This is a genomic window from Methylobacterium sp. C25, assembly GCF_021352225.1.
Classification (GTDB): Bacteria; Pseudomonadota; Alphaproteobacteria; order Rhizobiales; family Beijerinckiaceae; genus Methylobacterium.
The window spans coordinates 109,589-122,164 of record NZ_JAAUVI010000001.1 but is presented as its reverse complement, the minus strand read 5'-3'; the positions used below and the strand labels follow the sequence as shown (position 1 = coordinate 122,164).

The 12,576-nt window shown below is 68.1% G+C and carries 13 protein-coding genes; 9 read left to right on the top strand and 4 right to left on the bottom strand.

Translation table 11 applies throughout. The features are described from left to right. Window positions 1–3 precede the first annotated feature (3 nt). Together HCU64_RS00605 and cbiB are read right to left on the bottom strand one after the other, a co-directional pair. Window positions 4–969: a hypothetical protein gene (locus HCU64_RS00605; RefSeq protein ID WP_233381865.1), complete on the bottom strand. Its 966-nt coding sequence runs from the start codon at window positions 967–969 to the stop codon at window positions 4–6. Between the two features lie 28 nt (window positions 970–997). After that, entirely contained in the window at window positions 998–2,002 is a 1,005-nt protein-coding gene (gene cbiB, locus HCU64_RS00600) for an adenosylcobinamide-phosphate synthase CbiB (protein WP_233381864.1), read from the bottom strand. An 88-nt stretch (window positions 2,003–2,090) separates the two neighbouring features. Between cbiB and cobD the strand changes: the two genes are divergently transcribed. Continuing rightward, a complete protein-coding gene (gene cobD, locus HCU64_RS00595) occupies window positions 2,091–3,035 on the top strand; it encodes a threonine-phosphate decarboxylase CobD (protein WP_233382856.1) in 945 nt (314 codons plus the stop codon). Here the strand turns inward: cobD and HCU64_RS00590 are convergent. Continuing rightward, window positions 3,022–4,209, bottom strand: coding sequence for an MFS transporter (locus tag HCU64_RS00590; RefSeq protein ID WP_233382855.1), 1,188 nt, complete (start codon window positions 4,207–4,209; stop codon window positions 3,022–3,024). The genes cobD and HCU64_RS00590 overlap by 14 nt on opposite strands. 309 nt (window positions 4,210–4,518) lie before the next feature. On the opposite strand from HCU64_RS00590, the gene HCU64_RS00585 reads away from it, so the two are divergent. From HCU64_RS00585 to HCU64_RS00560, 6 genes are all read left to right on the top strand, one after another. Beyond that, on the top strand, window positions 4,519–4,725 hold the full coding sequence (locus tag HCU64_RS00585) for a hypothetical protein (RefSeq protein ID WP_233381863.1): 207 nt from the start codon (window positions 4,519–4,521) through the stop codon (window positions 4,723–4,725). Window positions 4,726–4,851: 126 nt separating this feature from the next. Next, window positions 4,852–6,258 carry a malonyl-CoA decarboxylase gene (locus HCU64_RS00580; protein WP_233381862.1) on the top strand — a complete coding sequence of 469 codons (1,407 nt, stop codon included), beginning with the start codon at window positions 4,852–4,854 and terminating at the stop codon, window positions 6,256–6,258. A gap of 264 nt (window positions 6,259–6,522) precedes the next feature. Continuing rightward, window positions 6,523–7,095, top strand: a complete 573-nt coding sequence (gene petA, locus HCU64_RS00575; protein ID WP_233381861.1) for a ubiquinol-cytochrome c reductase iron-sulfur subunit — start codon at window positions 6,523–6,525, stop codon at window positions 7,093–7,095. 33 nt (window positions 7,096–7,128) lie between these two features. Next, window positions 7,129–8,454, top strand: a complete 1,326-nt coding sequence (locus HCU64_RS00570) for a cytochrome b (RefSeq protein ID WP_233381860.1) — start codon at window positions 7,129–7,131, stop codon at window positions 8,452–8,454. Between the two features lie 18 nt (window positions 8,455–8,472). Next, window positions 8,473–9,363, top strand: coding sequence for a cytochrome c1 (locus HCU64_RS00565; RefSeq protein ID WP_233382854.1), 891 nt, complete (start codon window positions 8,473–8,475; stop codon window positions 9,361–9,363). A 124-nt stretch (window positions 9,364–9,487) separates the two neighbouring features. Next, window positions 9,488–10,363 carry an S-methyl-5'-thioadenosine phosphorylase gene (locus HCU64_RS00560; RefSeq protein ID WP_233381859.1) on the top strand — a complete coding sequence of 292 codons (876 nt, stop codon included), beginning with the start codon at window positions 9,488–9,490 and terminating at the stop codon, window positions 10,361–10,363. Here HCU64_RS00560 and HCU64_RS00555 read toward each other — a convergent pair. Then, the gene (locus HCU64_RS00555; RefSeq protein ID WP_233381858.1) at window positions 10,360–11,271 is read right to left on the bottom strand and encodes a metallophosphoesterase; all 912 of its coding nucleotides are present in this window, start codon (window positions 11,269–11,271) and stop codon (window positions 10,360–10,362) included. The genes HCU64_RS00560 and HCU64_RS00555 overlap by 4 nt on opposite strands. 212 nt (window positions 11,272–11,483) lie before the next feature. On the opposite strand from HCU64_RS00555, the gene hisB reads away from it, so the two are divergent. Together hisB and HCU64_RS00545 are read left to right on the top strand one after the other, a co-directional pair. After that, entirely contained in the window at window positions 11,484–12,071 is a 588-nt protein-coding gene (hisB, locus tag HCU64_RS00550; RefSeq protein ID WP_233381857.1) for an imidazoleglycerol-phosphate dehydratase HisB, read from the top strand. Between the two features lie 24 nt (window positions 12,072–12,095). Further along, window positions 12,096–12,575 carry a DUF2628 domain-containing protein gene (locus HCU64_RS00545; protein WP_233382853.1) on the top strand — a complete coding sequence of 160 codons (480 nt, stop codon included), beginning with the start codon at window positions 12,096–12,098 and terminating at the stop codon, window positions 12,573–12,575. The last annotated feature ends 1 nt before the right edge of the window (window position 12,576 follow it).

Genomic DNA, 12,576 nt, shown 5'->3' with positions numbered 1-12,576 from the left:
TTTTCAGCCTGTGCCGGAGAACCGCTCGCGCAAGGCCTCTGCGGATCGCGGAAAGCGGCCGTCGTCTATTCGCGTCGGCCAGGCGCCGTCGACATTGAAGTAGAGCGCGTAGGCGATTTTGTCCGAATGTTCGGCGAGCCAGTCGGCCATTCGCTGAACGAAGACGGGATTATCGCCTGCCTGCCCTATGCCCCACTCGGGATAACTCATCGCTTTGCCGTGGCGGCGCGCGAAGGCTCGGTGCCAGAGCAGACCGGACGGTCCTTCCAAGTCCTCGGCGATCCAGCGTGCCTCGGCCTCGCGCTCGCTGCGAAAATCGTAGATGTCGAGACCGACGACATCGACGACGTCATCGCCGGGATAGGCACGTTCGGCCGGCATCGCCTGCGCTCCCCACCCGGGACACCAATCGAATCGAAAGCGGGCAGATGCCTGCCGGAATAGCTGGACGACGTGCCGGTAGGCGCGGATGTAATCCTGCTCGCGGTCGGCCGCGAGCCACAAGCTTCCAGCCACGTTCATCTCCCAGCCGATGCGGATTGCCGCTTCCGGCTGCGCTGCGGCGATGGCTCGTGCCGCGACACGGAAGGGCTCGTCGTGAAGGCCCTCTCCGACCGAGATGATGTCGGTCCCGGCCACGGTCAGTGGTATCGACCACACCATGCGGCGTCTCGGATTGGCCTTGGCCCAGAATGCCGGAAGCCAGTCGAGACGATGGAAATCCTCCCAGGTGGCCTGACCGTAAAAGTCCATGGCGGGGACGGAGGAGGTCGGCTGCCTCAGTGAGGCTTCCCACAGCCGAACGTTGGTCTCTCGCCCGGCTGCACCCCAATCGACGAAGGCGCCTGCGCATTTCGCCGGCATCGCCGCAGGCACTGGGCGCGCCATCACTGGCGCACTGGCCAGCAGGCTGCCCAAACCGAGCAGGGCTGCGCGGCGGGTTTGGTACGGGAGGGCGGCTGCAGCCATGGACGCAGGCTCTATCCGGCGCACGGCGTCAGAGTCGATCGGCGAGGAATGCCGTGGCCGCCAGAATTCCAACCAGCGTTATCAGCAGCAAGCAGCTCGTCCGGTACAGGGCGAGTGCAAGCGAGATGTCGCCGGGCCCGGCGTCTGCCCGGCCGTCGCCCATCCAGGCATCCTCGACACGCGTGTCGCCGTAGATCCGCGGCCCGGCGAGACGAAGGCCGAGCGCGCCAGCCATGGCCGCCTCCGGCCAGCCGGCATTGGGCGAGCGGTGAAAGCCGGCGTCACGCCGCACGGCGCGCCAGGCGCCTGCCGGTGAGGCGTCGCGATGGAGCATGGCAGCGGCGATCAGCAGCAGAGCCGTTAGCCGCGATGCCGGCAGATTGACGAGATCGTCGAGGCGGGCAGAGGCCCATCCGAATGCGGCGTGGCGCGGTGTGCGGTGGCCGATCATGCTGTCGGCTGTGTTGATCCCCTTGTAGATTATGCCGCCCGGCAGGCCGCCGAGCCCGAGCCAGAAGGCGGGCGCGACGACGCCGTCCGAAAAGTTCTCGGATAGGCTCTCGATGGCTGCCCGGCAGATAGCGGCCTCGTCCAGGGTTTCGGGATTGCGGCCGACGATCATCGAGACGGCCCTTCGGCCGCCGGCGAGGCCTTCGATGCGCAGGTCGCGGGCGACGCGGGCGACGTGGTCGTGCAGGCTGCGCTGGGCGGGCAGGCTCGCGGCGAGGATGGCAGCAAGCAGCAGCGACGCCACTCGTCCGGCCGTCGCCGCGAGCATCGTCGCCATGATCCCGGTGAGCGCGCAGATCATGATCAGCGACAGCAAGGCCGCGACGCCCCCCGCGCGCCGCCGTGCCTGGCTACCGCGGTTCAGTCCGGCCTCGAGGGCCGAGATCAGCCGGCCGATCCAGGTGACAGGGTGGCCGAGCGCCCTGTAGAGCCGGTCCGGATAGCCGGCCGCCGCCTCGATCGCCAGCGCGAGGCACAGGATCGCGAGGGCGTCCGGCGGGTGCGTGAGGCTGGTCCAAGGCATCGAAGTGTCTGCGATTCCCGCAAACGAGACGGATGAGGAAAATCCGCCCCCGGTGTTTCACGGTGGCGATCTCGACGCGGCGCGGACGATGTTTCCGGACGCGCCGGAACCCTGGATCGACCTGTCCACCGGGATCAATCCGGTCCCCTATCCGCTGCCGCCCTTCGAGGCCAGCGCCCTGTGCCGCCTGCCGTCCGCCGCCGACCTGCTCGCCCTGAAGCGCGCGGCGGCCGAGGCCTACGGCGCATCGGGACCGGAAAGCGTCGCCGCCGCTCCCGGCTCGCAGATCCTGATCGAGACGCTGCCGCGCCTGCGGGCGCGGGCCCGCGTCGCCGTGGTCGGGCCGACCTATGCCGAGCATGCCGCCGCCTGGGCCAGGGGCGGCCATGACGTCGAGACGGTCCCGGACCTGCCGGCGGCCGGGCGCTTCGAGGCCGTCGTCGTCGTCAACCCGAACAACCCGGACGGGCGCGTTCACGAGACCGGGCGGCTCGCGGAGATGGCGCGGGATCTCGCGGCCTGGGGCGGCATGCTCGTCGTCGACGAGGCCTTCGCCGATTTCGAGCCGGGCTTTGCCGAGCCGGGCGCGCTCGGCCCATCCGCGGTGAGGTTGCGCTCCTTCGGAAAGAGCTACGGCCTGGCCGGCCTGCGCCTCGGCTTCGCCCTGGCCGCCCCAGCGCTGGCGCGGCGGATCGAGACCGCGCTCGGTCCCTGGGCTGTGTCGGGGCCGGCGATCGCGGCCGGCCTCGCGGCGCTTCCCGACCGAGCCTGGTGCCGCGAGGCTGCGGCGGCACGGGCGCAGGATGCGGCGCGGCTCGACCGGATGATCCAGCATCACGGCGGCCGGATCGTCGGCGGCACGGCTTTGTTCAGGACCGCGGTCTTCGATGACGGGCCGGCCGTCTTCCGGCGCCTCGGCAAAGCCGGGATCTACGTGCGGCGCTTCCCCGCGACTCCGGCCCAGCTCCGGTTCGGCCTGCCGCCCGACAAGGGGGCGTGGTGCCGGCTCTCGCGGGCGCTCAAGCTGGTCTAGAGCGGCCGCCGAGCCACGAGACGCCGAGGGCACCGAGGGCGCAGGTGCCGCCGACGGCACAGACGCCGAGCCAGCCGGCCATCATGAAGGCGCGCGAACCGGCGAGCGCCCCGAATGCTCCCCCGATGAAGACTGACGTGAACAAAACGGTATTGATCCGCCCGCGCGCACCGGGGGCGAGGGCATAGGCCCGGGTCTGGTTCGCAATGAGCGCGGTGTTGATGCCGAGATCGATCAGCAGCACGCCGGCGACGATGGCGGCGAGCGACCAGGTCCCGCCGGCCGCGAGCACGATGAAGGCCGCGAGCATGCAGATGCTGCCCGCGATCACCACCGGGCGCGCTCCACGCTGGTCGCTGTAGCGGCCCGACAGCGGCGCAGCCAACGCGCCCGCCACGCCGATGATCCCGAACAATCCTGCGCCGGCCGGAGACAGGTCGAAGGGCGGAGCTTCGACGAGCAGGGCCAAAGTCGCCCAGAACGCGTTGAAGCTCGCGAAGAGCAGCCCCTGCGACAGGCTGGCATTCCGCAGGACCGGCTGCGAGCGCAGGAGTTGCAGCAGAGAGATCATCAAGGCCCGGTAGCGCAGGCGCTGCGTGGCCACGGTCCTCGGAAGGGTGGCCGCTGCGATACCGGCCATGAGGATCGCGATGCCGGCCGCCGCAGCGAAGACGCAGCGCCAGCCGAACTGGGCCCCGAGGAGGCCGCTCGCGGTTCGGGCGAGCAGGATTCCGGACAGGAGCCCGGTCATCACCTGCCCGACCATGCGGCCGCGGGTTGCGTCGGGCGCCAGCTCGGCCGCGAAGGGCACGGCCTGTTGGGCCGCGGAGGCCAGCACGCCGATCGCGAGGCTCGCCAGGCCGAGCACCGGGAGGTTGGGACTGAGGGCCGCGATCACGAGGGCGACCGAGAGGCCGAGCAACTGGCCGATGATCAGGTTGCGGCGCGGCAGCGCATCGCCGAGCGGTACGAGGCCGAGGATTCCGAGGCCGTATCCGACGAGGCATGCCGTCGGCACCACAAGTGCCGCCCTGTCTCCGAACTCGGCCACCATCAGCCCGAGCAGCGGCTGATTGTAGTAGATGTTCGCGACCGCACCGCCGGCGATCAGCGTCAGGCCGAGGCGGGTCTTCGTCGTGAAGCCGTGCGGGGCCGCGTCCACCGGGGCGGTCACGGGCGAGCGGCCGAAGAGGGTTGGCGCCACGAATCGGCTTGGCCGGCAAAGATGAGCTTGGACATCGCGCCCCGGCTAGCCGCGCGGAGAAGCCTCCGCAAGCCGAGGGGCCCTCGCGGCCGGGTTCATGCGCCGGTGCTGTCTCCCCGGTCGGAAAGCAACCTTTCCGCGAAAGGCCTGTCGAATCAGGCCCTCATCCCCATATCGTGTCTCTTGCGGAAGGAAGATCCGTCCAGGCATCGTTCAGGTCTGTGATGCGAAGTCGATTCCACCGCAGCATGCGTTCTGTTTCCAGGAATGGAGTCGTACGTGGCCAATTACCGCATACACTTCGCCAAGGAGATCTTGGGAGTTCCCTTCACGATCGGTTCCGTCGAGATCGCCAGGGCGCGCGATCCGATCCGGGCGTTACGTGCCGCAGAGATCCGGTTCGCGCGTCAGCATGGATTGCTGGACTGGCGCGAACGCGCCGACACGGCCGACATCGCGGCCTCGGAGGGTAGTCCGCAAGGCTGACCTCCGCTGGCGAATCGGGTGCTGGCCTCGGGCTCCGCTTGGCCCTAAATCTCGAGCTGAGCAGCGTGCTCTCGCCGGCGCGCTGCTCGGTATCGTAGCGGTCAGTGCCGGAGAGTCGGGCGTTCCATGGCGACGATCTCATTCCTCGGTGACCTGCTCCAGACGATCGGGGATCGCGGTCGCGACCTGATCAACTTTGGCCGGGGCGAGATCGCGCGGACGGCGAACGCCACCGATCTGCTGAAGCTCTGCGAGGATCTGATTTCCCGGCGCGGCGAGGCCTCGGGCGTCGCCTTGGCGCGGCTGATCCTCGAGCGCTATGCGGCTCTGCCGCGCGAAGAACGCCTCGCCTTTCTCAGGCTGGTTGCGGCCGAGTTCGATGCGGACCACGAGGCGGTCGACGAGGCCATCGTCGCCTACCGCGCCAACCCGACTCGCGCGCAGCTTGGCCTTCTGCACGAATCCGCCGAGCCCCGCTCCCAGGAACTCATCCGGCGGCTGAACCTCGCGCGTGGGGGCACCCTGGCGCTGGTCCGCATGCGCGAGGACCTGTTCGAGCTGCGCAAGCAGCTCAAGAAGGAGGGGGCGGACCCTGATCTGATCGATGCCGCCGTCAGCCTCGACGCTGATTTCCAGCACCTGTTCGCCTCGTGGTTCAACCGCGGCTTCCTGGTGCTGCGCCACATCGACTGGAGCTCGCCGGCCGACATCCTGGAAAAGATCATCCGCTACGAGGCCGTCCACGAGATCAGGGACTGGGATGATCTGCGCCGGCGGATCGAGCCGCAGGACCGCCGCTGCTTCGCCTTCTTCCATCCGGCCCTGCTCGACGAGCCCCTGATCTTCGTCGAGGTGGCGCTGACCTCGGACATCGCATCCTCGATCCAGCCGATCCTCGCCGACGAACGCGAGCCCCTGCCTGTCCGCGCGGCGACGAGCGCGATCTTCTACTCGATCTCGAACTGCCAGGCTGGGCTCGCCGGGGTCACCTTCGGCAATTTCCTGATCAAGCAGGTGGTCGAGGACCTCGCCCGCGAGATCCCGACCCTGAAGAATTTCGTGACGCTCTCGCCGGTGCCGGGATTTCGCACGTGGCTCGACCGGGAGCGCGGCTCGGACGCGCCGCAGGGCCTGACCCGGGAGGACGTCGAGACTCTGCGCATGCTCGACGCGGAGGATTGGCAATCCGACAAGGCGAAGTGTGAAGCGGTGCGCCGGGCGATGTTGCCGGCGGCGGCCGCCTATTTCCTGCGCGCCAAGAACCCCAAGGGCCGGCCGCTCGATCCGGTGGCGCGATTCCACCTCGGCAACGGCGCCAGGCTCGAGCGCATGAACTTCCTGGGCGACGTTTCGCGCAAGGGCGTCGGGCAATCCTACGGCTTGATGGTCAACTACCTCTACGACCTCTCGGCCATCGAAAAGAACCACGAGACCTACGCAAACCTCGGCACCGTCGCCGCCTCGTCGGCGGTCAGCCGGGAGCTGCGCGCGAACCTGCCGCCGCCACGCAGCGTCGTTCTCGCGGATGCGTGAGCGCGCAGCGAGGCGACACTCCCGCCAAACTGCGGGAAGCGGCGCTTTGCCAGTCTAGACACGTTCGCATCTGTCATGTCACAGAGCGCCGCGACAGGTGTGCGGTGCGGCCATGGCCGAACCTTCACCGGCCACGGCGGGTTGGCGGTTGCCTTCGCGCCGTGCTGATGATCACGCGCAGGGTTTCGCTAGGCGCCGCCCCGGCAAAAGGCCGGAGGGGATCTCGTCGAGACGGTTGCGCCTTCTCCGTTCGGAGCTCGAGTCTTGGCGAACATCCCGGCCCCCACCGCTGGCGCACAGGATCAACACGGCAGCCGCCGCGACTTTCTGTTCCTCGCCACCGGAGCCGGTCTCGCCGTCGGCGCCGGTCTCACGGCTTGGCCCTTCGTTTCGTCGATGAAGCCCGATGCGGCGACAGTGGCGGCCGGCGCGCCGCTCGATGTCGACCTCTCGCCGATCACCGATGGCCAGATCGTCAACGTGTTCTGGCGCGGCAAGCTGATCTTCGTCCGGAAGCTCACGGAGAAGGAGGTCAAGGATATGAAGGCGATCCCTCAGTCCGACCTCTCCGACAAGGCGACCTTCGACTCGCGCGTGAAGCCGGGCCACGACAACTGGCTCGTGGTCTACGGCAACTGCACGCATCTCGGCTGCGTGCCGATCGGCCATGCCGGCAATTTCGAGGGCTGGGCCTGCCCGTGCCACGGCTCCCAGTTCGATGCGGTCGGTCGCGTCCGTCGCGGTCCCGCACCGATCAACCTGCCGATCCCGCCCTATACCTTCGCCTCGGACACCAAGGTCCGGATCGGCGAAGAGGGCGGCAAGGCCGCAGCCTGAACCAACGATAAGCGGAGCCGAGCGGGTCACCTCATGAGCGCGCACGCCACCTCGACCTACGTTCCCAAGAGCCGCATCGCGAAGTGGTTCGAGTCGCGCCTGCCGGTCGTCGGCCTGGTCCACGGCTCCTTCATCGCCTACCCGGTCCCGCGGAACCTGAACTACTTCTGGACCTTCGGCGCGATCCTGTCGGCCTTCCTCGGCATCCAGATCATCACCGGCGTCTGGCTGGCGATGCACTACGATCCGAGCGCCGCCAACGCCTTCGAGAGCGTCGAGCACATCATGCGCGACGTGAACTACGGCTGGCTGCTGCGCTACGCGCACGCCAACGGCGCCTCGATGTTCTTCCTGGCGGTCTACGTGCACATCTTCCGCGCGCTCTATTACGGGTCATACAAGGCCCCGCGCGAGGTGCTCTACCTGCTCGGCGTCATCATCTACCTGCTGATGATGGCCACCGCCTTCCTCGGCTACACGCTGCCTTGGGGCCAGATGAGCTTCTGGGGCGCCACCGTCATCACCAATATCCTGGCGGCGATCCCGGTGGTCGGCGACTCGATCCAGAGCCTGCTCTGGGGCGGCTACTCGGTCGGCAACCCGACCATCAACCGCTTCTTCTCGCTGCACTATCTGCTGCCCTGGATGATCGCCGGCGTCGTCGTGCTCCACGTCTGGGCACTGCACGTGACCGGCCAGAACAACCCGGCCGGCATCCCGATCAAGTCGAGCAAGGACGCGGTTCCGTTCACGCCCTACGCGACGATCAAGGACGTGTTCGCCACCGTGGCGTTCATGATCATCTTCGCCTGGTTCATCTTCTACCAGCCGAACTACCTCGGCCATGCCGACAACTACGTCCCGGCCAACGCCTCGGTGACGCCCGCGCATATCGTGCCCGAATGGTACTTCCTGCCGTTCTACGCGATCCTGCGCGCCGTGCCGGACAAGCTCGGCGGCGTGATCATGATGTTCGGCGCCGTGGCGATCCTGGCCTTCGCGCCGTGGCTCGACACCTCGCGTGTCCGGTCGACGAACTACCGCCCGGTCTACAAGGTCTTCTTCTGGGTCTTCGTCTTCAACGCCATCCTGCTCGGCTGGCTCGGCGCGAAGCCCCCGGAGGGCGGCTACGTGATCGTCGGACGCATCTGCACGATCTACTACTTCGCCCACTTCCTGCTGGTGATGCCGCTCGTCGGCCTCTTCGAGACGCCCAAGCCGCTGCCGGGCTCGATCCTCGAGACGGTCACCGGTCCCCGCTACGGGTCGAGCGAAGGCCCGACGCCGGGCGCACCGGTCGAGGATGCGAACAAGAACATCCCCGAATGGGCCAAGCCCGATGCGGTCAAGAGCCACTGAGCGGCGGGAGACGAGATGATGCGTACCCCGACCCTTCTCGCGGCGACCCTGATCGCCGCCCTCGGTATCGGCCAGGCCGCCGCCGAGGAGCACGGCCATAACCCGCCGCGCGAGCACTGGAGCTTCGCCGGCGTGTTCGGCAAGTTCGACGAGGCGCAGCTTCAGCGCGGCTTCCAGGTCTACAAGGAAGTCTGCTCGAACTGTCACTCGATGAAGCTGGTCAAGTTCCGCAACCTCTCGGAGGAGGGCGGTCCGGGCTTCAGCGAGGCGCAGGTCAAGGCGCTGGCCGAGACCTACCAGATCAAGGACGAGAACGATAAGGGCGAGACGATCGAGCGGCCCGGCCGCCCGGCCGATGCCTTTCCGCTCCTGCATCCGAACGAGAAGGCGGCCGCCGCGGCCCATGGCGGCAAGGCGCCGCCGGACTTCTCGGTGCTCGCCAAGGCCCGCACCTACGAGCGCGGCTTCCCGGCCTTCGTGTTCGATGCGCTGCCGCTCACCGGCTATTCGGAGCAGGGCGTGGACTACATCCACGCGCTGATGACCGGCTACGGCGACGCGCCCGAGGGCAAGGAAGTCCCGGACGGCGCCTTCTACAACAAGTACTACCCGCAGGGTCAGGTCATCGCGATGCCGCCGCCCCTGAGCGACGGCGCCGTGACCTATGCCAAGAACGACAAGGGCGAGCCTGTCGTGCCGGAGACAGTGGACCAATATGCGCGGGACGTCGCGGCCTTCATGGCCTGGGCAGCCGAGCCGCACATGATGGAGCGCAAGGCGCTGGGCTTCCGCGTGATCCTGTTCCTGATCATCCTGTCGGGCCTGCTCTATTACGTGAAGAAGCGCGTCTGGAAGCCGCTCGGCGGCGAGGTGCACGGCCTACAGCCCGAGCTTCACAAGACCTCGTGAGACGGCGTCTCATCCATCGATCCGCGTGACAGAACGGGCCCTTCGTGGGCCCGTTTGCTTGCGCGAAGCCTGCCGTGGCGGCAGAACGGCTGCCGCTCACTCCCCTAGCGAATGGAATTCGGCCATGACCGCAGCGGTTCTCGGTGTGATCGGCGGCTCGGGCGTCTACGACTTGCCCGGCCTCGAAGACATCCGCGAGGAAGCGATCGGTTCCCCCTGGGGCAAGCCGTCGGATGCATTGAGGTTCGGCCGGATCGGCAGCACCCAGGTCGTCTTCCTGGCCCGGCACGGGCGCGGTCACCGGCTCTCGCCCTCGGGCATCAACTACCGCGCCAATATCGACGTGCTGAAGCGCGCCGGCGTCACCGACCTCGTCGCGATCTCGGCCTGCGGCTCCTTCCGCAACGAGCTGCATCCGGGGCTGTTCGTCCTGGTCGATCAGTTCGTCGACCGCACGCATGGCCGCGCCTCGTCCTTCTTCGGCAATGGCTGCGTCGCGCACGTGCCCTTCGCCCATCCCGTCGGACCGATCCTGCGGCGCCGCATCGTCGATGCCGCCGCTGCCGAGGAGATCGCGGTGCACAAGGGCGGCACCTACGTCTGCATGGAAGGGCCGCAATTCTCCTCGCTCGCCGAGTCGAAGGGCTACAAGGCCGCCGGCTACGACGTCATCGGCATGACGAACCTGCCGGAGGCCAAGCTCGCCCGCGAAGCCGAGATCACCTTCGCCACCATCGCCATGGTGACGGATTTCGATTGCTGGCACCCGAGCCACGACGATGTCGACGTCGCCTCGGTCGTGGCGGTCGCCCGCGCCAATGCCGACAAGGCGGCGCGGCTCGTGGCGCGGCTGGCCCGCGACTTCCCGGCCGAGCGTGAGGAATGCCCGGCCGGCTCGCACCGGGCGCTCGACGGGGCCATCATGACCGCTCCGAGCCACCGCGACGCGGAGCTCGTCGCCAAGCTCGACGCCGTCGCCGGTCGCGTGCTGAAGGCTTAAGCCGTCCGAAGCCGAAGCGACCGGTTGGGCTCGCGGCCGAAGCCGCGGATGTCGAGCCGGTCGCCCGCGAGCTCGACGATCGCGTAGGCGTTCTCGGCCGGCGTATCGACCATGCCGTGGAAGTTCACGTAGTGGAGGCCCGCGGCCTCTCCGTAATTGCCGGCATGGTTGTGCCCGCAGAAATACGCGACGACGTGCGGCTGTCCTTCGAGAAGCGCGGTGATCCGATCCGAGTCCCACATGTTGTGAGGGTTGGCCGGGAAGACGGGATAGTGGTTCAGCACGATCACCCGCTGGCCCCTGGCCCTGGCATCGCCGAGCACGCCGCCGAGCCAAGCGAATTGCTTGTCGCCGAGCGATCCGTTCCACGGATTGGCGTTCTCGGCACCTTGCGCCGCGAGGCGGTTGATCCGGTCCTGGGCGATCTGCCAGCGCGGATCACCCTGCGGCGGTGCGAAGAGCGAGACGTCGTTGCCGTCGAGAACGACGAAGCGGATGCCGCCTTCCGTGTAATCGTAATGCGCCTCGGCGAGGCCGAGGAGACCCAGCTGTGAGGTCAGGTGTTCGGGCGCGATCGAGTAATCGTGGTTGCCGAGCAGCACGACGTGGCGATGCCGCAGCGTCGCGTAGATCGGGAGGATGGCGGCGTAATTCGCGACGTCCCGGTCGATCACGTCCCCGAGGGTGACGACGAAATCCAGATCCTCCGCATTGAAGGCCGCGACGGCCACGCGCAGCTTGTCCAGGCTGTTCCGGAAGTAGCGATCCATGCCGAGATGCGGGTCGGCATCCGCGTATTGCGGGTCGGCGACGACGCCGAAGCGCAGGGGCCTGACATCGGCATGGCTGGCGAGTGGGGCAGCGAGCACGGCGGCACCTCCGGCGAGTACGGTCCGTCGGGACGGCATGTCTGACTCCTCGGTCGGGCAGAGATTGCACGATCCGGGGAGCTTAAGCGAACGCCCCGACCGGGATGTGACGCCGGCATGACCCGAATTCCTGAAGCCCTTCCGCCTTTTCGCAGGCCAAGAGCGTTCGAAACCCTTCCCCCCGCAGCCGGAACCGCTCTAAAAGGCAGCCCCGGCCGCGGATGCGGCCTCCTGGAAGGCCTTCACCAGCGATGCGCGCCGCGAGCATCAGCCGCCGGACGGCGGAGACCGACGTCAGCGTCTCGATCGCCCTCGATGGGACCGGAAAGGCGACCATCGCCACCGGCGTGGGCTTCCTCGACCACATGCTGGAGCTGTTTGCCCGGCACGGCCTGTTCGATCTCGAGGTGAAGGTCACGGGTGACCTGCATGTCGATCAGCACCACACCACCGAGGATGCCGGCATCGCGTTGGGTCAGGCCTTCCTGAAGGCACTCGGCGACAAGCGCGGCATCCGCCGCTACGCCGATCTGCACCTGCCGATGGACGAGGCGCTGACCCGCGTCGCCGTCGACATTTCGGGTCGGCCGTTCCTCGTCTTCAAGACCGAGTTCCGCGTCGAGAAGATCGGACAATTCGACACCGAGCTGGTGCGCGAGTGGTTCCAGGCCTTCGCCATGAATGCTGGCATCACGCTGCACGTCGAGACCCTGTACGGCGACAACGCCCATCACATCGCCGAGAGCTGCTTCAAGGGTCTGGCCCGAGCCTTGCGCGACGCGGTCGCGGTCGACCCGCGCGAGGGTGACCGCGTGCCGTCGACCAAGGGCTCGCTGTAGGAGTCTGGGGGGATCAGGATGCGGCTGCGGACCTATACACTCCACCTGCCCGACAGCGCGCTGCGCGGCGATGCCCGCGCGTTCGATGACGCCGTGGTGGTGCCCGACGGCTTCTCCTGGCCGGCCTTCGCCTTCTCCGTCGCCTGGTTCCTGTACCATCGGCTCTGGCTGTCGGCGCTGCTCGTCCTGGCCTTGCTGGGCGGCCTGATCGTTGGCGGCCGTGTGGTGGGCATTTCCCCGGTTGCCGGCACCGTGATCGCGCTGCTCGCGTCACTGCTGATCGGGCTCGAAGCATCGAGCTTGCGGCGCTGGACCTATGCGCGCAACGGCCGCCCCGCCCGTGATGCCGTCGTTGCCGCATCCTCCGACGAGGCAGAGGCGAAGGCCGTCACCCGGTGGCTCGATCCGTCCGCCGCACCCCGTCCGACGGCGCCGCCAGCCCCCAGCCGGCGCTTCGACGACTCGGTGATCGGATTGTTTCCTCTCAGCGAAGGCCACCGGTAGC

Bases quoted from the DNA above. Each gene is read 5' to 3' on its own strand.
- HCU64_RS00605 (WP_233381865.1), bottom strand. From the start codon at position 969: ATGGCTGCAGCCGCCCTCCCGTACCAAACCCGCCGCGCAGCCCTGCTC.
- cbiB (WP_233381864.1), bottom strand. From the start codon at position 2,002: ATGCCTTGGACCAGCCTCACGCACCCGCCGGACGCCCTCGCGATCCTG.
- cobD (WP_233382856.1), top strand. From the start codon at position 2,091: ATGTTTCCGGACGCGCCGGAACCCTGGATCGACCTGTCCACCGGGATC.
- HCU64_RS00580 (WP_233381862.1), top strand. From the start codon at position 4,852: ATGGCGACGATCTCATTCCTCGGTGACCTGCTCCAGACGATCGGGGAT.
- HCU64_RS00570 (WP_233381860.1), top strand. From the start codon at position 7,129: ATGAGCGCGCACGCCACCTCGACCTACGTTCCCAAGAGCCGCATCGCG.
- HCU64_RS00565 (WP_233382854.1), top strand. From the start codon at position 8,473: ATGCGTACCCCGACCCTTCTCGCGGCGACCCTGATCGCCGCCCTCGGT.
- HCU64_RS00560 (WP_233381859.1), top strand. From the start codon at position 9,488: ATGACCGCAGCGGTTCTCGGTGTGATCGGCGGCTCGGGCGTCTACGAC.
- HCU64_RS00555 (WP_233381858.1), bottom strand. From the start codon at position 11,271: ATGCCGTCCCGACGGACCGTACTCGCCGGAGGTGCCGCCGTGCTCGCT.
- hisB (WP_233381857.1), top strand. From the start codon at position 11,484: ATGCGCGCCGCGAGCATCAGCCGCCGGACGGCGGAGACCGACGTCAGC.